This window comes from Vibrio kanaloae (genome assembly GCF_024347535.1).
Taxonomy (GTDB): domain Bacteria; phylum Pseudomonadota; class Gammaproteobacteria; order Enterobacterales; family Vibrionaceae; genus Vibrio; species Vibrio kanaloae.
In genome coordinates this window covers 475,909-495,582 of sequence record NZ_AP025498.1, presented here as the reverse complement: position 1 = coordinate 495,582, position 19,674 = coordinate 475,909, and the positions used below count along the sequence as shown (strand labels likewise).

21 protein-coding genes are annotated in these 19,674 nt (G+C 40.9%); 6 read left to right on the top strand and 15 right to left on the bottom strand.

The annotated features are described in order from the left end of the window. Positions 1-163: 163 nt before the first annotated feature. The 3 genes from OCV24_RS16500 to OCV24_RS16490 all read right to left on the bottom strand — a co-directional run bounded on the left by OCV24_RS16500 (position 164) and on the right by OCV24_RS16490 (position 3,023). Positions 164-1,219 carry an alcohol dehydrogenase family protein gene (locus tag OCV24_RS16500; RefSeq protein ID WP_150877529.1) on the bottom strand — a complete coding sequence of 352 codons (1,056 nt, stop codon included), beginning with the start codon at positions 1,217-1,219 and terminating at the stop codon, positions 164-166. After that, positions 1,216-1,734, bottom strand: a complete 519-nt coding sequence (locus tag OCV24_RS16495; RefSeq protein WP_150877531.1) for a TetR/AcrR family transcriptional regulator — start codon at positions 1,732-1,734, stop codon at positions 1,216-1,218. The genes OCV24_RS16500 and OCV24_RS16495 overlap by 4 nt, the downstream gene beginning before the upstream one ends. 155 nt (positions 1,735-1,889) lie before the next feature. Continuing rightward, positions 1,890-3,023, bottom strand: coding sequence for a multidrug effflux MFS transporter (locus tag OCV24_RS16490; RefSeq protein ID WP_017057800.1), 1,134 nt, complete (start codon positions 3,021-3,023; stop codon positions 1,890-1,892). 97 nt (positions 3,024-3,120) lie between these two features. On the opposite strand from OCV24_RS16490, the gene OCV24_RS16485 reads away from it, so the two are divergent. Beyond that, positions 3,121-3,894 (top strand): AraC family transcriptional regulator, encoded by a 774-nt coding sequence (locus OCV24_RS16485; RefSeq protein WP_046222910.1) that lies wholly within the window; start codon positions 3,121-3,123, stop codon positions 3,892-3,894. A gap of 78 nt (positions 3,895-3,972) precedes the next feature. Here OCV24_RS16485 and OCV24_RS16480 read toward each other — a convergent pair whose 3' ends face one another. Continuing rightward, complete coding sequence (locus OCV24_RS16480; protein WP_046222911.1) at positions 3,973-4,908, bottom strand: LysR family transcriptional regulator; 936 nt, start codon at positions 4,906-4,908, stop codon at positions 3,973-3,975. Between the two features lie 126 nt (positions 4,909-5,034). On the opposite strand from OCV24_RS16480, the gene add reads away from it, so the two are divergent. Further along, a complete protein-coding gene (gene add / locus OCV24_RS16475; RefSeq protein WP_017057784.1) occupies positions 5,035-6,033 on the top strand; it encodes an adenosine deaminase in 999 nt (332 codons plus the stop codon). A 138-nt stretch (positions 6,034-6,171) separates the two neighbouring features. Continuing rightward, on the top strand, positions 6,172-6,747 hold the full coding sequence (locus OCV24_RS16470; protein WP_146448996.1) for a sugar O-acetyltransferase: 576 nt from the start codon (positions 6,172-6,174) through the stop codon (positions 6,745-6,747). A 145-nt stretch (positions 6,748-6,892) separates the two neighbouring features. On the opposite strand, the gene OCV24_RS16465 is transcribed toward OCV24_RS16470, so the two are convergent. The 3 genes from OCV24_RS16465 to OCV24_RS16455 all read right to left on the bottom strand — a co-directional run bounded on the left by OCV24_RS16465 (position 6,893) and on the right by OCV24_RS16455 (position 9,033). Continuing rightward, positions 6,893-7,951, bottom strand: coding sequence for an AI-2E family transporter (locus OCV24_RS16465; RefSeq protein WP_137007778.1), 1,059 nt, complete (start codon positions 7,949-7,951; stop codon positions 6,893-6,895). Positions 7,952-8,260: 309 nt separating this feature from the next. After that, complete coding sequence (locus OCV24_RS16460; protein ID WP_046222912.1) at positions 8,261-8,749, bottom strand: hypothetical protein; 489 nt, start codon at positions 8,747-8,749, stop codon at positions 8,261-8,263. Between the two features lie 35 nt (positions 8,750-8,784). After that, entirely contained in the window at positions 8,785-9,033 is a 249-nt protein-coding gene (locus OCV24_RS16455) for a hypothetical protein (protein ID WP_017057779.1), read from the bottom strand. Positions 9,034-9,325: 292 nt separating this feature from the next. Between OCV24_RS16455 and OCV24_RS16450 the strand changes: the two genes are divergently transcribed. Both OCV24_RS16450 and OCV24_RS16445 read left to right on the top strand, forming a co-directional pair. Continuing rightward, a complete protein-coding gene (locus OCV24_RS16450) occupies positions 9,326-9,754 on the top strand; it encodes a DUF2383 domain-containing protein (protein ID WP_017057778.1) in 429 nt (142 codons plus the stop codon). 116 nt (positions 9,755-9,870) lie between these two features. Further along, positions 9,871-10,281: a hypothetical protein gene (locus OCV24_RS16445; RefSeq protein WP_017057777.1), complete on the top strand. Its 411-nt coding sequence runs from the start codon at positions 9,871-9,873 to the stop codon at positions 10,279-10,281. Positions 10,282-10,547: 266 nt separating this feature from the next. Here OCV24_RS16445 and OCV24_RS16440 read toward each other — a convergent pair whose 3' ends face one another. The 4 genes from OCV24_RS16440 to OCV24_RS16425 form a co-directional block, all read right to left on the bottom strand. Beyond that, positions 10,548-12,161: a diacylglycerol kinase family protein gene (locus OCV24_RS16440; RefSeq protein ID WP_137007774.1), complete on the bottom strand. Its 1,614-nt coding sequence runs from the start codon at positions 12,159-12,161 to the stop codon at positions 10,548-10,550. A gap of 120 nt (positions 12,162-12,281) precedes the next feature. Then, positions 12,282-12,710: a hemerythrin domain-containing protein gene (locus tag OCV24_RS16435; RefSeq protein WP_137007773.1), complete on the bottom strand. Its 429-nt coding sequence runs from the start codon at positions 12,708-12,710 to the stop codon at positions 12,282-12,284. Positions 12,711-12,782: 72 nt separating this feature from the next. Then, on the bottom strand, positions 12,783-12,980 hold the full coding sequence (locus OCV24_RS16430; protein ID WP_017057774.1) for a hypothetical protein: 198 nt from the start codon (positions 12,978-12,980) through the stop codon (positions 12,783-12,785). A gap of 136 nt (positions 12,981-13,116) precedes the next feature. After that, complete coding sequence (locus OCV24_RS16425) at positions 13,117-13,662, bottom strand: BON domain-containing protein (RefSeq protein ID WP_077681223.1); 546 nt, start codon at positions 13,660-13,662, stop codon at positions 13,117-13,119. Between the two features lie 327 nt (positions 13,663-13,989). On the opposite strand from OCV24_RS16425, the gene OCV24_RS16420 reads away from it, so the two are divergent. Then, the gene (locus OCV24_RS16420; protein ID WP_017057772.1) at positions 13,990-15,330 is read left to right on the top strand and encodes a sigma-54 interaction domain-containing protein; all 1,341 of its coding nucleotides are present in this window, start codon (positions 13,990-13,992) and stop codon (positions 15,328-15,330) included. Between the two features lie 153 nt (positions 15,331-15,483). Here OCV24_RS16420 and OCV24_RS16415 read toward each other — a convergent pair whose 3' ends face one another. The 4 genes from OCV24_RS16415 to ectA form a co-directional block, all read right to left on the bottom strand. Beyond that, positions 15,484-16,908 (bottom strand): aspartate kinase, encoded by a 1,425-nt coding sequence (locus tag OCV24_RS16415; protein WP_077681222.1) that lies wholly within the window; start codon positions 16,906-16,908, stop codon positions 15,484-15,486. A 78-nt stretch (positions 16,909-16,986) separates the two neighbouring features. Beyond that, entirely contained in the window at positions 16,987-17,373 is a 387-nt protein-coding gene (locus OCV24_RS16410; protein WP_017057770.1) for an ectoine synthase, read from the bottom strand. Positions 17,374-17,386: 13 nt separating this feature from the next. After that, complete coding sequence (gene ectB / locus OCV24_RS16405) at positions 17,387-18,652, bottom strand: diaminobutyrate--2-oxoglutarate transaminase (RefSeq protein ID WP_077681221.1); 1,266 nt, start codon at positions 18,650-18,652, stop codon at positions 17,387-17,389. A gap of 10 nt (positions 18,653-18,662) precedes the next feature. Continuing rightward, positions 18,663-19,220, bottom strand: coding sequence for a diaminobutyrate acetyltransferase (gene ectA, locus OCV24_RS16400; RefSeq protein WP_017057768.1), 558 nt, complete (start codon positions 19,218-19,220; stop codon positions 18,663-18,665). Positions 19,221-19,674 lie beyond the last annotated feature (454 nt).

Sequence of the window (19,674 nt, the reverse complement as noted above, 5' to 3'; positions counted from 1 at the left end):
ATAAACCACACAGTGACAAATGAATCATTAATTTTTCAGCTGTATAGGACCTGTTACTCAACACGCTGCGAGACTATGCCCGCCCGTATTCGCCAGAAACAAAAAAAGCGAGCAAATAACACTTGCTCGCTCTTACATAGATTAGATGTGTGGCTGTCTAAAGTTAGCTCTGAGCGACTTCCAACACGATCTTACCGACGTGCTTTTTCTTTAGGAACTCATCTTGCGCTTTATGGATATCGGCTAGCGGATAAGCCTCTGCGACGATAGCGCCAATCTGCTGTTTCTCAATACGATTAACCAAGTTTTGGAATACTTGCGGTTCTAAAACCGTGCAACCAAAAAAGCTGAGGTCTTTGAGATACAAAGTTCGCACATCAAGCTCAACCATTGCACCACCAATCGCACCAGACACAGCATAACGGCCATGCGGTTTTAGGACTTCAAGAAACTCTGGCCACTTGTCACCAGCAACTAAATCGATCACCACATTCACGCTGCTTTCGCCTAGCGCGTTAACCAAATCTGCATCACGGGCAATCACTTCATCAGCGCCAAGTTCAAGTAACTGTTGGTTCTTGCTTGGGCTAGTGATGGCAATAACATACGCGCCGCGAGCTTTTGCTAGCTGAATAGCCGCAGAGCCCACACCGCCCGATGCACCTGAGATAAGCACGCGATCAGCTTCAGCCACATTGGCACGCGTCAGCATATTCTCTGCGGTCGAGTAAGAGCATGGGAAAGACGCTAGCTCAACATCCGACATGGTGCTGTTCACCGCGTAAGCATGCTTAGCTGCCACTTTGGTGTATTCAGCAAAACCACCATCGCACTCCGAACCGAAATACCATGGCTGTGGTAGATCTTGTCCATAAACCTCGGTCAAACAAGGCTCAATCAGAACACGCTCGCCAATACGATCAGCCGAGACTTCGTTACCAACGGCTACGATGAAACCGCACACATCGGCACCTTGGACGCGAGGGAATTTCAACGCTTCGCCAGACCAACTAGCATCGTCTGAGTCATCACTTTTTGCATACCAACCGATTCGTGTGTTGATGTCGGTATTGTTCACGCCTGCGGCCATCACCTTGATCAGCACTTCATTAGGTTCGATTTGAGGAACAGCGATATCTTCGCGGTAGCCCAGCATTTCTGCTCCGCCGTGACCTAGCATCTCTGCGCCTTTCATTGTTTTTGGTATCTCGAAATTCATACTGTTTCCTTGAGTAATTTTGTCACCATATTCTGTGCCGATGCCACTGCTTCTTCGCCTAATACTGGCCACGCGCTTGATACGCCTTCATGAAGTAAAAACAGTGGTGTCGCGAGATCCTCTCGCTGGCTCTGCTTGCCTATTAGCAAACGAACTTGTTCTTTATGCTGTGTAACCGCTTGGCTGATAAGCTCATTATCGGGAAACGCGGCCATCGCATGCATCGACATACACCCGTGCGGCGCATACTCTTCTAACCATTGTTGGAGCTTGTTGAAGATATGAGTAACCGATTCGAGCCCCTTTTCAGGCGACGTTTCCAACAAGAAATCTAGGTAACGTTGGTGTCGATACTCCAAGGCACCAACGATCATCGCTTCTTTTGAAGGGAAGTGTTTATACAAGGTTCTTAGGCTTACATCGCACGCTGTTTTCAGCTGTGCAACGCTCGGCTCAGCGAAACCTTGTTGGCTGAACGCTACTTCAAGGCTTGCTGCAATCTGTTCTCTCAACATAGTGCTCTCTCAATACCCGACAAAGGGTAGAATGATTGTTCTACTTACAGGGTAAAACGATCACTCTACCCCTGTCAATATCCAAATTTACAAACCAAGAAATGATAAATTCCGCGCCAAACAGGACACGGAATTTATCAATATAGATGAAAGACTTAGCGTTTAAGAGAGAGTCGGCTGCGTATCGTCACCAACACAGATAAAGCGCCGCAAAGTACCAACACCCCCCCTAAATCTTGAATCATTCCCGCTAAAGCGAGCCCTGAACCGATCAAGGTGTAATACATCAAACCAAACAGTGCGCCTGCACTTCCCGCTTGAGATTGGTAGCTGACTAATGCGCGACTCAACACATTGGGAATCGCAATACCAAATGCCATGACCACCAGCATCATCGGAAGTAAAAACCATATTGAGTGTTGTGAAAAATAGACACCCACCGCACCTAATGTTTGAAGCCCTGCTGCGATACCAATCAAAGACATTGAAGACATCTGTCGCTTCAATAATGTCTTGTTTACCAAGCTTCCTAACAGGGTCCCGAATCCAAGCACAATGCCGCTGTAGCCAAACTGCTCGACGCTAAATCCAAGTTGAATGAAGGCAAATGAACCCAATTGATAATAGGAAAACAGCGCAATATTGAACGACGCGACCAGCAACGCAGACATCCATATATCGCTATCTTTGATCATGTGAATACTGAGTGACTTTAACTGCAATGGCTGCTTAGATTGTTGCGTTTCAGGCAATGACCATAGGCTATGTGCCAACAGCACTAACACCATAATAAACAGGGCAATAAACACATATTGATGCCCGCCCGCTTGGCTTAATTGACCGCCAAGAAGCAGCCCGATGATTGGGCTAATCGACAGCCCCATGCCCATGTAACCAAACACCTTGGCCAGTTCAGCGCCGCTAAAGGCATCTCGCAACATGGTTTGTGTCACCACCGAGCCAACCGCAAGCCCGAAAGCGCCCATGGCTCTGGCTATCATCAACCAAACAAAGCTATTGGTTTGCATTGCGATCAGAGCAGAGCACGCGAATAACCCCATGCCCAATAACATGGTTGGTCGGCGCCCCCATTTGTCTGCCAAAATGCCCCATACCACAACACCGAGCGCAAACGCTGAGAAATAGATCGAGAGGGTTTGCGCCGCTTGTGCGTAACTCACATCAAAGGATTTCGATATTGAATCCAGAGTCGGGCTATAGATGGTTTCTGCGATCTGAGGGAACATCAGCAATAGCACCATTTGCCATAAAGAAGGTTTTGTTTTCATCATTTTTCCAAGACCAGTGAACTTGACGAAGAGTCTAGGGGAAACTAACCTTGGCTCGTTAACAACATTAATACCAAAAACAACAAGATTAGGACAAATGGCATTAATCAGCGAAACGATTGAATTTGATGCAGACAGCTTACCTGCGCCCGTCATAGGGATTGCGGCAGAGCTAGGTCAGCATGATTCAGGAATACATCACCACGTAAAAGGACAGCTGCTGTATGCTCCGCAGGGTTGCATCACCTTGACCTTAGAAAACGCCATTTGTATTTTGCCACCGACCAAAGCCGTGTGGATCCCGCCTTATACCAAACATCGCGCGCAGATGACCAATGTGGTTGCTTATCGGTCGCTCTATTTTGATAGCAGTATTTACACCTGCCCAGAAGCGATTGAAATTGTGGAAGTGAATGAGCTTTTAAAAGCCCTAATCAATAAGATGGCTTTCTGGGATTGGGACATTGCCCGCGAGCAAACCACCAATACTGCCAACCTATTCTGGGAAGAGTTTTACAGCGCTAACCAACACTCGTTTATCTTGCCGCTACCGACAGATCGCCGCTTTAAAAGCTTTTGCAAACGAGTCCGAACCGCTTCGTTCCTTGCCCCAGCCCTGTCGACATTAGCGAACTCGGTTGGCGCAAGCACCAAAACGATTACTCGATTATTCAAAGCCGAAACAGGCATGACTTATCAAGAGTGGCGACAGCAATGGCGCTTGTTTAAAGCAATTGAACTGCTCTCAGAAAACCGACAAGTCGGCGAGGTGGCACACCTGCTAGAGTTCTCGTCCAACAGTGCGTTTATCGCTTTTTTCAAACAGCAAACCGGTCAAACTCCGTTGGCTTTCGTGAGGCAGCAGAATTAACGCAATTTGCCTAACATCCAAATAGAAATCTCAATAATAGTATCAATTACACTTGAGTATCGATGAGACTCTCAGCCATTAACGTGTTTTCTCGACAATTAACTCCCTCAACCATCTGTGGCTTGGTTCAGAGTCAAAGTAATGATGCCAAAGCAGAAACAAACCACCGGGAACCAACTCAATGGGAATCGGCTTCATCACCAGTTCGCCACTCTCAATATAGTCACGAACCGAGTTGTACGGATAACACATCAGCAAATCGCTTTGCTTACACAGCTTTACTGCGCTGGTGATGTCCGACACGTTGGCGGCTTTGTTAATTTGAAGCTGTTTGGCTTGCAAGATTTCCAGTAGCAACCAGTCGCCAACTCCGCCGGTCACTAACTGAATATGACGGTATTTAAGGAAGGCTTGCAGGTTCCACTCTTCTTGAAGCACTGGGTGATCATTGCGCATCAAGCACACAGAGTAATCTTGCAGCAATTCAACATGGTTTAGCTCAGCAGGGATGTTTTGAATGTGGGTACTCGCCCTTTCATCGAGCTCAAAAATTCCAATCCCGAAATCTACCTCACGCTTTAGTAAGCGCTTAAAAGTTTCGCTGCTCCAAGTAGTGCTGTTTACCGTAATGTTCGGCGCATCTGCCAACGCGTTAGGCATAAATTTAGGGTAAATCGCGGTATAAGCGGTTTCAACAAGGTCGATATTAAAAGTGCGTTCGCTGTCTTTCGGCTCAAATATGTCCGGTATGGTTAGCTGTTCAACTTGCAGAAGGATCTGATGAATCCTAGGCGCTAAAGAAGTAGCTTTCGGAGTTGGAAACAGGCCTTTTGACTCACGTTCAAACAGCGGGTCATCAAACAGAGAGCGTAGCTTGGTGAGTTGCTTACTCACCGCTGACTGACTAAGGAACAGTCGCTCTGCCGTTTTACTCACGCTGCGCTCTTCAAGCAACACGTGCAAGCACAGCAGTAAATTCATATCACACTTAAGTAAGCTCTTAACATCTACCATGATATTCCTTAGATTCAAATTAATGATGACTTTATGTCACTTTAAATCATATCACAAACTTGTTAATTTAAGCCCATGTAACCTATGAGTTAATAACTCAAAAAATAATAGACCTAAGGAATACTCATGAACTTTCTAGCACTCCCTAAGATTGATCTGCACTGCCACCTAGACGGAAGCGTTCGTCCAGACACCATTATTGATCTGGCGAAACAGTATGGAATCGAACTTCCAGAAGACCGTGAAGCGGTAGTAAAGTCTCTAACAGTGCCTGAAGATTGCAAAAACCTTGATGAGTACCTGGCTTGCTTTAGCCTGCCACTGCAAGTAATGCAAACGGAAGAAGCGATTGAGCGTATTTCTTTTGAGCTTTACGAAGACGCAGCACTAGAGAACGTTAAATACCTAGAAGTTCGTTTTGCACCGATTCTCCACGTAAACAAGGGCTTGTCTCTTGATGCGATCATCGCAAGTGCGGTTAAAGGTATGAAGCGTGCAGAAGAGAAGTACGACATCAAGGGCAACTACATCATGTCTGTACTGCGTATGTTCCCTAAAGACTCAATCAAAGATGTAATCGACGCAGGTAAACCATATCTTGGTAAAGGCGTGGTTGCGTTTGATATTGCGGGCGGTGAAAAGCCGGGCTTCTGCGCTGAATTCCCTGAATACACGCAATACGCTATTGAACAAGGCTACCGTGTGACGGTTCACGCTGGTGAGCAATGGCATGGTCAAAACGTTTACGATGCAGTGACTATGCTAGACGCAGAGCGTATCGGCCACGGTGTTCACATCCAAGGTAACGAAGACGCATACAACATCGTTAAAGAGAAGCAGGTTGCGCTTGAAACTTGCCCAACAAGTAACGTGCAAACTAAATGTATTCACAAATTCAGCGACCACCCAATTGCTGAATTCAAGAAAGACGGTATCGTTGTGACGATCAACACAGACAACCGCACTGTGTCGAACACAACCATGACTAACGAAGTGAAGCGTGTATGTGAAACGTTCGGTCTAACCCAAGAAGACTACGCAGAGATCTACAAGTACTCTGTAGAGAGCGCTTTTGCTTCAGACGAAGTGAAACAGCACCTAATGGGTTTCGTTGAGCAGATCTAATTAACTTGTATTCCTGCTCTCATTTAGTGATGAAAACCGGAAGAGAAAGGCTGAGGCTTTTCTCTTTTTTTATGTCTAAAAATCGCTAATCTTGCAGTATTAATCATTGAAACCGAGACTCTCGGAAAGTGGGCAAGTATGAGTAAAACTAACACTCACACTGAATTAGAAAAGATGCTATCTGGACAAGTGTATGATGGCGCCGACCAAAAAATTGACATCATACGTACCAATGCAAAAAAATCGTTAATGGCCTTCAACAACCACCAAGACCCAGACCAACAACACGCATTGCAAGAGCAACTGTTCGGGAAGGTCGGCAGTAACAGCTTAATCCAACCTCCATTTCACTGTGAGTTTGGTAAAACCATTGAGATCGGTAACGACACCTTCATCAACATGAACGTGGTAATGCTCGACGGTGCCAATATCAAAGTCGGCAATAATGTTTTAATTGGACCAAGCGCTCAATTCTATACTCCGTCACACTCCCTTGATTATCGTAGCCGTCGTAAATGGGAAACCTTCTGTTTACCGATAACAATCGAAGATGATGTGTGGATTGGTGGGAACTCGGTGATCAACCAAGGCGTGACGATTGGCGCTCGCTCAGTCATCGCGGCTAACTCCGTAGTCAACAGTGATGTACCGCCAGATTGCCTGTATGGAGGCACACCTGCGAAGCTGATTCGACACTTAAATACCGATAAGTAAAATAACTAACACGGTTACAAGCTCAAGAACAATGGCATCATAAAAAGCATGTCCTTGATCAAACCAATAAGTCCAGTAGATGTAAATGGTGTTTTTAAAGACATGGTGCTTTTAAAAACTAAGTCAAAAAGGCTAATAGTGGGGATCACCCAGTCTCTCTTTTTTCTATTTTAGTATCATATAAACTCGATTTTGGGTGGCTTAACTGATCAAAAAGTACATTTACACAAACAAGTAACGGTACCCCTATCAGCATCCCCATTGATCCCCACAGCCAACCCCAAAATACCAGCCATACAAACAAAACCAATGGATTGAGACTAAATCTTTTTCCCAACAAAGTAGGCGTCACTAGCTGACTCTCAATCAAGTTGATGGTTAAGAAAATCGCCGCAACGGTCAACGCGTAACTGAATGACTCAAATTGTATAAATGAGACTAACGCGAAACATGTTACTGAAACCATTGGACCAAGATAAGGGACGTAATTCATCAAGCCTGCAAATGCCCCCCAAAGAAAAGGGTCTTGCAATCCCATCATATAAAAAACACAACCGACAATAAGTCCCAGGCAAACATTAACTATGGTGATCGAGCCTATATAACGAGACAAATCCTTTTGCAGGACTTTAACCAACTCAACAGCCTTACGCTTGTCTGAAAATCGTTCAAACAAAGATAAGCTTTTGGCATAAATTCTTCGGCCATAATTCATCATGAAATATGCCATAAGAAATGCCACCATTAACTGCGTGACAATAGTAGGCGTTGTGGTGAGCACCGATTTTATAATGGAAAAAGCCGTATTGTTAGTAAGCCCATCATTAGCCACAGTACTACTCATAGAAAACCCAGTAGCGTCAGTCAGACTGCTACTTTGAGCCGCTTCACTCACTTCATTGGATACATTTTCAAGCAACATCGGCAATTTCGACCACCATTGCTGAGCGGGTTCACTTAGCATATTTAGACTAATCACAACAAAGCCGACAAGGCCAATCAATACTGCACTTACGTTAACGACACGAGGAATTCCGAAACGAATTAGATAATTGACCAATGGGCTACATAATAATGAAATAAAGGCGCCACAAATGATAGGCAGCAAAATTGGCTTGGCTATATATAATGTAAAAATAGACATCATTAAGATCGCAAAGAACATAAAACTAGCTGTCAAAAGCTTATATTTTTTTGTTGTCATTATATTCCTATATGGTAGTAAACTTGCGATTTCAGAGGTAACGAATAAAGGCTAAATCAGATATTTAACTAAAAACTTGAGTCCAACCGGGATTAAATTAATGCTTATTTTTATTTGAGTAAACCAAGTATTAATGACACGGGTTGGTAGCTAAAAATAGATGACTTAAAGTGCCTCGTTTGGCTAAGAAACGCTACCCCAAGTGTTGTTACGCCTAATGCATATAAGGGGCGATTTTCAATAAACTCTTTTCCTTTATGGCGAATGAGCCCGATACAGAGTGCCGCTTGACGAGCTCTACTTTTCCCCTCAAGCCTTTTCATCTGTATTTCTCTTTGTCGTTTTCTGAGTACTGACATGTAACCCCTCCTTCAATTGTTCTTTGGTATATTCAAAGCCGACAAACTGCTTTAGGTACTTATGACAAAACACCAAGCTTATAAGAATAAAGCTAAGCATCAACATGAACGCGCCGTAACCCACCAACAGGTTTAAAGTGAAGTAGTAGCTCACAACCCCAGCACCGACAGCGACACTAAAAAGAAACATCGGTAACAACACAATAAAGATAAATTGGAACACAAAAAGCTTTTTACAAGCCGTAACACTATTACGTAACTCTAATAAAAACAGTTCGAAGGTCGACTTAGACCATTGCTCTGTATGTGCTTGCAGTAGGGTTAAGTCCTTCCATAGTCCATTTAATTCAGAAGCTGCACGTTTAAGATCATCCACCTCTCTATCACACGATTTACTATCGACGAAGTTAGACGAATCATTTTGACTATTTTCCTGCATAACTGTGCTCTCTCAATTGCATTGTTAATATGTGACTATTTGATTAACTTAGACACAGCCCAACCAGCAAGAAACGCGCACCCCACACTTAACAGCGGACGCTCTTTAATTACATTTTCAGCCTTTTCTGTCGTATTTTTCATACTTTCAGAACTAGCCTCGAGCGTTTCATGAACCGTATCTTTGATACTTCCGATTGCTTCTACCGCAGCTTCTTCAGCCTTCTCATAAGTCTCTTCAATTTGCTGTTTAGACTCTGAACTTTTAGCATTTGACCTTGGCATAAAATCTCTCCTTATTTGACTAAAAAGACCAGCAACAATATAAATTGCTAATCGCTGTAGTAATACAAGCTAACTTCATGCCAACTTTATTAATCCCGTAATTATTAGTATTAAACGCCGAAATAGTTAAATCATGACCGTAAAGGTGTAATAATTTCATTGAAAATCACCTATTAATGTATTTTTTACAAAAAACATATAAAAACCAATCTAAATTACCAAATATGACAACTCATTATCTGGCATATAAAGTGCATTTAATAAGATACACATTTAAGTAAAATGAGGAATCATGAGCAACCAAAACATATTGTCGATCGTTAGCTTGATAAAAAGTGGGAACATTATTTATGAAAGAGCAATATCAAACATAAAAAGTGACAAGATGAAAAATAACCTTTTCGACATATACACAGTAAAAAAATGTGCAGAATTGAAGTTGAGATCTTTAACCTACTACGCAAAAAACCAGCAAGATGAGATACCAGCTAGCTACACGATAAACGCGAGAGAGCGTTGCATTGAAGCAGAAGAAAAAAACGGAACAAACAATGAAGATCTCTATTTAATGCACTTAGAAGGTGTAGAGAAGAAGATCATTTCCGACATTGAATCACTGTTAACAACAACCCCTAACTTAGAAGGGAAAAACAAGTTACAGAAGGTGAAAAATGAAATGGAAAACTGCCGAGATCAAATACACAGAATGCGTGAACACTAGCTCTTACTAGTGATAAATAAAGAGAGCAGGAAATACTACCTGCACAAAATACATCGTAGTAAGTATAAACTGTTCTAAAAGTATAAGAATGCTACTGAGATAGAAGGAGTAATAACATGTTACTTAACAAGGACAATGACTCACTTGAGGTAATTCAGTATAAAGGCATAGATAAGATCCTATGCACATTGAAAGAGCACTATTTTTCATGTGTTGATCTAGTCGAACAAAAAACCAATGGGAACATATCAAGGGCTGCTAATCGATTTATAAAAATAGAACGTTCAATGATCAAAGAAGTAAACACTAAGTTCTGCGTTGACGGAACGGATAGCGATCATTCAATCTTAAGCCAGCAGTCCACTTCCATCGTTGACTATAATGATATGTACAGAAGTAACCTAAGCTTAATTTCCTACTTAAAAAATATTATCCGGAAGTTTAACAACCAACATATGTCCTCATTTTTTTCTTATTGGGTTGCAGCATTGCAAGTTGAAAATGATGAAATGGCAAAACACCTATAATTGGCATAGTTGAAAATTAATCTAGTTAAACTTATCGGAATTACATTAAACATCACTGATATTATCCTGCATAAAAAAGCGTCAAAGTGTAAAGCCTTGACGCTTTTTTATGGGATAACATCACAACTTCTTTTATGTGGTTCCTGCGATATTATCCGCACAAAAATGGAGAACTCTTACCACCTTTAGACGACAAATCCAGCGTTCTAATAAGGCTTTTGGTCTATGGTTACTCCTACTATTTAATAGTCACCATTATTCACTTCTTATGGTGCGCAAACTGTTAAGGCCTGCTTTTTAATACTGATCTCCAGTGACTCAGCCGAATACATTTCCCCATCAATGACGTAATCAATCGGGAGGTCAGAATCAATTTTAACGTGCTGCGCTGACAAATAATTAAAGTAGCTTGCTTGCTCTTTCATTCCAAAACTAGAAAGCAATAGATCAGATAAAGCGATAACTCGTTCACCAAGTGAAGTAGTGTTTTCTAGATAGGTGATATGTAACTTCCCGTCATCCGGCTTGGGAGTCTGCCCACCTTGAGCAAGTACAGTACTAAAAGGGGAAGTATTCGCCACCACCAAACTTTGTAATCTCACGTCTTGTAGCGGCTTTCCATCGACCGACATTAGAAAACGCTGATTACCTTCAGCTACAACAGCATTAAAGAAGCCCATCAAGTACGCGAACTGTCCATTTTCATTTTTTTGCTGTCGATGTGCGTAGTCGATCATCTGCTCTTCAAACCCAATACCAAGAAGCAGTAATATTGGTTGCTCATTGCAGAAAGCCAAATCCATTTTCTTTGAGTTATCAGATAGAATCACTTCACACGCTTTTTCAACAGGGGATACTTTCGTCGCAAAGCCATAGAGCATATGACATAGCGCATTCGCTGTCCCTAACGGTACAATTCCTAATAACGTGTCGGTATCCATAAGTTGTCTAACCACTTCACTAACCGTTCCATCGCCTCCGGAAACGATAATATGAGACGCATTTCGTTCTTTGGCCTGCTTAGCTAAAGTTTCTGCAGATACCCCTTGACTGGTAATAGAAATGTCTAAATTGTATTTCCTAGTAAGTCGACGTATAACCTGTTGTTCGTACGTATGCCATTTACCACCACCTGCGACAGGGTTGACAATAAGACAAGCCGTACGCTGAAGGGTAAGTAAACCTTTATCACTGATTGCATGAAGAGCCTTTAACTGGAGGTTATTTAATCGAGCCGTACTTCGAACATCGTTGATACTTTTCAAAGCCTGTTCCACTGTAAGTGAGGGGTTTTTAGCTAATAAGTATGCAGCAACTACAAAGACTGAACGGCCACGACCTAGCGCACAATGAACAACAACCGATCTCGATTGGTTGATTTGAGTATCAATCCAATTTATAGCATGCTTAAGCTTATGTAACTTAGGGGCTTTATGGTCAAGAACCGGTGTGTTTAGGTAGTTAAATTGGTCACCCGTCATTGCACTTTCTAAACCAGAAAATTCAGCCGTAACGTCAACAATACAATTGATATTTTGAGACTCTAAGAACGATAAGTCGGATGGAAATAAGCGACGTGATACATATAAGTTCTGACCAACTTGCTGTATTGGATCAACTTGATCTCTTTTGATAGCCCATAAATTGTATAATCGAACACCTAGGAAAAATGGAACAAACACCCATCGAATCCACCACACAATTTTCCCATCGCTATTTTTTCTAAATATTGACGGTATATCGAAAATATAAGCGACACTGACGATTAGCATAGATAAGCCGCACCAGGCAAAAACTCCACGAATCATTAGCTGGGGTATAAAAACAGCAGCAAAAAAGCAAGCGGTGGATATAAGTATATAATACTTAATAATAAACATAATGGCGCCTTAATTTATCTGTGCATAAATTATCTATAAAGTAATCAAAGAGGGACTCAGATATGAGTCCCCATCTCACTTAACAAAAATTTTAGCGCTTAATTCCTAGTGCATCGCGAATCAAGCCATCTCTTTTTCGTATTTTCGAGCCAATGTTTCTTTTTGTTCTGCATCTAAAACTCGCCCTGCCGTTTGAAAGAAACGCTGTTCCTCTTCTTCTAAATGATGTTCGACTTTGTGTTTTAATGTCTTCATTAAAGCAAGCCAAGTGGGTGAAGACATATCCGTATCATCTAATTGAACGAGTACTTTATCAATGCCGTGATGTTCAGCTATCCCGTGTCTTGTCATGTCAATCGATTGATCACTCTCGATCAAGGGAGCATAAAAATGACGCTCCTCTGCAATCGCATGTTTGGTTAGCTCATCTTTAAGGCTGATATAAAACTCTTGCCTAGCCTGAGTGTCACCCGATGTTTGGAGTAGCGCATCCATCAAGAGTCGCTGCTTTTCATGGCTGTCTTTGAGTACATCAAATATATTTTTCATGTCTAATTCCTACTTCAATTAATTGTTTTTTTATGAGGATTGGAGTATCTCATTGCACTCTAGATGACAGTTTTAGCAATCTTCGTCTTCCGCACCTAGGTGCTCTTTAACATTTTCACAGCTATCTTCTATTGTATTTTGAGTCTCTTCTACTGCCTCATCTACGTTTTCTCCCGCTTGTTCCATTGGACCATCGTCACTACATGCAGCAAGAGCAAGAGTAATACCCATAACAGTAAGAACACGGTAAGCAATTGATCTGATCTTCATATAAACTCCTAGTGTGTATTTTTTATTAATTAGAATCATTACCATTGAAACCAGTAATGAAAGTTAAAAATGTTAAGGAACAACGAATCGTAATAGTTGCTCTATTTTTAGATAAAGTGATTAAAAATAGATAAAATTAAATAATATCTAATTTATCAATCACTTCCTCTACATTCGGTGTATTGTTCGCTATAGATAATGCAACATCGTGTTCCCCGCCAGATTCTACAGAACCTTTCAATATGACAACGCTGTTTTCAGTTTCTACTTTAATATCGGTACCACTAACATTGGTATTCATTAACAAACGAGTTATAACAAGCGTCTTTATATGAGAGTCTGTTAAGGCTTGTACGGCTTCTTGCGTTTTTTCATCATCTTCTTCTATAACCGTAAGGTTATTTTTCACAGCCTTAACATCCTTTAAACTTAACACTAGTTCTTCAGCAAGTACCTTTTCATTTTTATTTCTAACCGAACCAGTTAAAGTAACAACTTGACCTCTAACATAAGTATTAATATCAAATGAATTCAAATTAGAGTTCAATAATAAGGTCGTCTCTGCTTTTCCATCAACCCACGCGTCGAGAGTTTCTTTCTTCCACATGCTATCAGCAACCGCTGCAGAAGAAGAAGTAGCAATCAAAGTAGCTAATAATATTTTACTTATAGTAATTTTCATTAATTATCTCCTTTAGTTCACTTACACCTATAACATAAGCAATCAGCATGCCAGACATATAACCCCTTGATATCAAATGATTTAACACCTTTTCTTCTGGATTTCCTACTACTAAAATAAAAGTCGTATGTATTAATTACATGAGAGAGTTGTAAAAATTATCACCAAAATCAGACCAATATTAATTAATATCACCCCTTACTCTGGTTAATAACATTATTAGTATTTCACTTATTTGGCGGCGTATAGTAAATGATAGATTCGTCTTTGAAGGGTATCGTGGTATTATCGATATCACTTCTTGTCGTATAAAAAGAGAGTTAAATCATGTCATTACCGACACTGTTCTTAGAGCTAAGAGACGAACAATTACTGTCTCAAGTAAACTCTCTAAATGAATCGTCAAACTTTGAAATCATACAGAGCACAACGGATGTCCATTGGATTGATAAGTTACAACAACTCCAGCCAAATACTGCTATTGTGGAAGTATCTCGGTTCACTAACGATGATTTTAAAACTCTATCTAATGCTAAAAGTTTGGACGAAACTGACCTAATCATTATTAGCTCCGGTTCGCCAAATAAAAACTTAGAAAAAATGATGAGCCATGGTGCGATTTTCCACTATAGAAAGCCCATTGATATACAGATTTTAGAAGATACCCTAGCTGATTTTAGTCAGTACTTCCTGCAAAAACAGGAAGAAGGGCGTACAGTTTCCACAAGCGACTTAGATCAATTTGGGATGTTAATTGGTTCTTCTAAGCCGATGCATAAGCTGTATCGAACGTTAAGAAGAGTCGCTAAAACGGACGCCAATGTACTAATAGTCGGAGAAAGTGGTGCAGGTAAAGAGCTTGTAGCACAAACTGTCCATCTCGCTAGCGATCGCAAGAACCAACCTTTTATCGCGATTAACTGCGGTGCAATCAGCCCAGAATTAGTAGATAGTGAACTATTTGGTCATGAAAAAGGAGCCTTCACAGGCGCAAATCGAACGCACCAAGGTGTATTTAGACAAGCAGAAGGTGGCACACTATTTCTCGATGAAATCACTGAGATGCCACTTGAACATCAAGTTAAATTATTGCGAGTTTTAGAGACTGGAGAGTATCGCCCAGTAGGAAGTAACACATTTAGTATCGCTAATACTCGGGTTATTGCTGCTACAAACCGAGATCCACAAGTTGCGATTGAAGAGCAGTTTTTGAGAGAAGACTTATACTTTAGGTTAGCTCACTTTCCTATACATATTCCCCCTTTGCGTGAACGAGGCGACGATATCGTCGGTTTGGCTAAACATTTCATTGCTCATCGCAACGCAAATGAAGCTACAGCAAAAACTATTTTTACCTCAGCGCTTCAAAAGATCTCTGCCCATGCGTGGCCAGGGAATGTAAGGGAATTAAAACATTGTATTGAACGAGCATTTATATTAGCTGACGATACTATTAAAGATGAGCACTTAATTTTTGACACTCCACCTTTGGAAACCGGAACAACGGTTGAAGAGATGGTTCCAGCTGGTGTTTCTCTCGAAAAAATAGAGAAAGCCGCAATAATCAATACACTCGAAGAGAACGAAGGCAACAAAAAAGAAACAGCTCAAGATTTAGGGATAAGTATTAAAACGCTTTATAACAAGCTTGATAAGTATCAGGAGTAGTTCTGTTGATACCTTTATGGAGAACAATAAAGAGCCCCAAAATAAACTAAAGGTTATTTTAGGACTCTAATCACTTTTCTTCTGTATTCTATAAAAATATAGTTATTCTACAAAAATATAGTAGTGGAGATGCCTCATCCCCACTACTATATTTTAGGCAGCACTCACCGATTTTTTAGCTTTTTTATTTTGATCAAAAAACTCTTTATGTAGTGCACAAATCGCTTGTTGGTACTTGTCATCATTCACAACAAATTGCACATTTACATTTCTCATCGACGAGTGTAATGCAATAGGAGTTACGCTATTATTCATCAATGACAGTACGCCATTAGCAAGTGTTTTGTTGGTATCAATCTGAGACCCAATCGCTGAAATTATGGCTACCATACGGCCAGCAATTGATGCCTTTGGATACCGCTTCTCAGCTTTATAAAGCACCTGATTTAAGCTTTCAGGGTTACCACCAAGATAATAAGTAATAGAGTTGGCATTCATCTCCTTTCCTATCAGGCTAACTCTTGCATCCGCAATAATTTCCATTAACTCATAACTCACATTATCTATCTTACCAACCATTCCTTGGTCAAAGATGTGCAACGCGTAGACTTTCTGTTTTCCAGCAATGATCTCCACATGATCCGTATCTGGTCGATAATTCGAAGAGATCAGTGTACCTTCATGCTCAGGTTCAAAAGTGTTCTTAATTTGCAGCTCAATCCCGCATTCACGTAAACCTGCAGCCGCATTTGAGTGGATAGCTTCCATACCAAGATTGGCTAATTGGTCAGCAACATCATAGTTAGTTAATCCAATGGGATTCACTGAGCCAACACCGACGACTCTAGGGTCTGCCGAGCTGAAATGATACTCTTTATGGATAACCGCAAGCGATGCTTGAGTTATTGTGGCTATGCGACTGAATGTCATCTCGCTGTAGCCACGGTCATAGGTATGCATTAACCCTTCTTTGCAATAGGCATAACCGGTAACAATAGGTAATTCTTTAGTCACGTCTATTTTAGAGAAAGCCTCTTTAATTGTCTCATCCAAACTTAGAGGTTGTTGGTTATCCCAACCAGACAAATCGACAAAAGTTGAATTTATACCGATATTTTTCAGTTTAAGAGCCGTATTATATGCACTATGTGATTCGCCAATAGAAGCAAGAAACTCTCGAATTTGCGGCAAGTAATGTCGTAGTGAAAACTGCCCGTATTGACATGTTTCAAGAATATTCGCGATACAGTTTTTTGCTTCTGAAATGCGAGACCGGATAAACTTATCCGCTCTAATACGATTCATTGGATCAGCGAAGATATGTTCATTAGTCAACAACATACGGCTTTCAATATAAGACAGAGAGTCTTTCCATGAGTCGTCACGTTTAGCAATTAGTTGATAAACGCCTGGTTTACCAGTTTTTTTACATTCCAGTAATGCATCTGTCATACCGCCATACGCAGATACAACAAAGATTCGGTTATAGGGGCTTTTGGGGCGGAGAATAATATTGTCGAGCACAGCATCAAATGCTGTCATTGATGTACCGCCGATTTTTTCTACGGTAAATGTCATAAAAGACCTTAATAATTAAGAAATTGGAAGGCTAAGTAAATAAAGAATGGGGGGGATGTTCCCCCTCCCAAAAAAACGCTAGTCAACCAGTGGATAGACACCGTTTTCGTCGTGAACTTCAGCCCCAGTAATTGGCGGGTTAAACACACAAGCCATGACCATTTCTTTGTTTTTATATGCGCGTAAATAGTGCTCGTCATGCTTATCAAGGATATAAAGCGTTCCAGGTTTGATTGGATAGGTTTTACCACCAACCACTTCGATCTCCCCTTCTCCACTCATACAAAAAACTGATTCTAAATGGTTTTGGTAATGGATATGTGTTTCTGTCGATTCGTAGATTGTCGTGATATGGAATGAAAAACCCATATTGTCCTCTTTCAACAGCATACGAGTACTTTCCCAGTTATCTGAGACAATACGTCTTTCGCTATTACGACATTCATCAAGTGTTCTAACAATCATTTTATTATCCTTATTACGATGCTTTTTTGAAATACTTGGTTGCTATAACTTCAACTGAGTTTTCGAAAATAGTTAGGCCTTGTATAAGCTCCGACTCCGATATAGTTAGCGGGCAAAAGAACTTCAATATTTCATCGTTTGGACCTGCTGTCTCAATTACCATGCCGTTGTCAAAACATGTTTTAGCAATATCGTCAGCAGTGTTTTCATCTTTACATTCAATACCAATCATCATTCCGCGCCCTTTACGTTGAACAAACAACTCAGGGTAGCGTTTGATATTGCGTTGGATAACCTCGTCAACCAAGCCTGAACAGTGTTGGACATGAGTTTCAAAATCCTCATTTGCCCAATAAATTTCCAGCGCTTTAGCCGCGGTGATAAAGGCATGATTATTACCTCGAAAGGTACCGTTGTGCTCTCCCGGCTCCCACTTATCTAATTCAGGTTTTAACAAAACGATGGCCATCGGTAACCCATAACCACTAATAGATTTAGACAGTGTTACAATATCAGGCTTAATACCTGAAGGCTCAAAGCTGAAAAAGGTACCCGTTCGCCCACAGCCAGCTTGTATGTCATCCACAATTAACAATATATCGTGGGCCTTACAAATTTTACTTAATCGTTGTAACCATTCATTTGAAGCGACATTAAGCCCGCCTTCACCTTGAACCGTTTCCAATAAGACAGCTGCTGGTTTATCCATACCGGCCGAATTATCGGTTAACATCGTTTCGAACAATTTTAATCCATCAATGTCAGCGTAACCTTCAAACGGCAAACGCGTAACGTTGTTGAGATCTGAACCTGCACCTTGCCTGTGATGTTGATTACCAGTCGCAGCCAGTGCACCTGCAGTACAACCATGAAAACCATTAGTAAACGCAACAATGCTGCTTCGGCCTTTCACTTTTTTAGCTAACTTGATTGCAGCTTCCACTGCATTTGTTCCTGTAGGGCCGGTAAATTGAACTTTGTAATCTAATGCTCTTGGTTCCAAGATGAAGCGACTCAGTGCTTCTAGGAATTCAGCTTTGGCTTCTGAATGCATATCTAAGCCATGTGTAATTCCATCCATTTCAATGTACTCAAGCAGTGCTTGCTTAAGAATTGGGTTGTTGTGACCGTAATTTAGAGATCCTGCTCCAGCAAGAAAATCGAGGTAACGATCACCTTGTTTTGTTTCAAGCCAGCAACCTTTTGATTTGCTAAAGGTGACTGGAAAACTATTCGAGTATGAACGTACGTTAGATTCCTGCTTTTTAAAAATATCCATGATAAGGCCGTTATTTAATTCCTATTAGTTTGTGATTATTTAAGGGAATTCGATATAAATATTCAGTATCGTGCCGACCGTTGAAGTGAACATTCTCATCTAAGAATGTTGTCACCTCTCCGGAACTACCATTTTTAGCGTCTAGCTTTTTGAATAGTGCCCAAGATGCTTGGTTTGATTTGGTAATGGTGGTTTCAATAGCGTCGATACCCTCCATCCATTCTCTCTTAAGTAAAGCATCAATCATCTTGTAAGCTAATGCATTACCTCTAAACCGAGGGTCAACGGCTACTTGCCAAATAAATAGTACATTAGGCTCATTCGGCTTCTGGTAACTAGAAATAAAACCGGCAAGGTCCCCTTTGTGCTCAACCAAGATACAAGTTTTACTAAAGTGAGTAGACTGCAAAAAATTGCAATATGAAGAATTAACATCTAATGGTGGGCATTCTGAAATTAAGCGGTAGATATCGTTGCCATCAGAAACTTCGGGCTCACGAAAAATCCATTTCTCATTGCTTTTTTCTACAATCTCCGAATATAGCCCCCAAGGCGCTGATGTAATCATATCTAGTTTTTTCCTTCGAACTCTAATTAAATTCCTTTCCATTATGAGCATTTTCACAGCATAAAGATCAACAAATTAACGCCACAAAGCTAAATTATGTGACACATATCACATAATTTAGCGTATTTCATGAATCAAACAATACTTTGAGTTCTAATGTATTTATTGAGATGAAGTTATCGAGACGTATTTTTCAAGGAACAAACACAAAAAAGTAGTTAGACAGAGATTGAGGATAGGAGCTTTTTGAGCATGGTGTTAAGTAGCCGAGTACCCCACGTTTGATAGGTAGTAAGCCATTTACTGAGTCAGACCTATAACCTAATTGATAAGCAATCTCTAGCTAAAGAGATAGCAGTCAGCATCCAATAAGTCGCTAACTGAAAGCACTCCAAACAGTGGTATCTATAAGTCACTATTGGAAATGTTAGCCAAAAAAAAACCTAGCGACGAA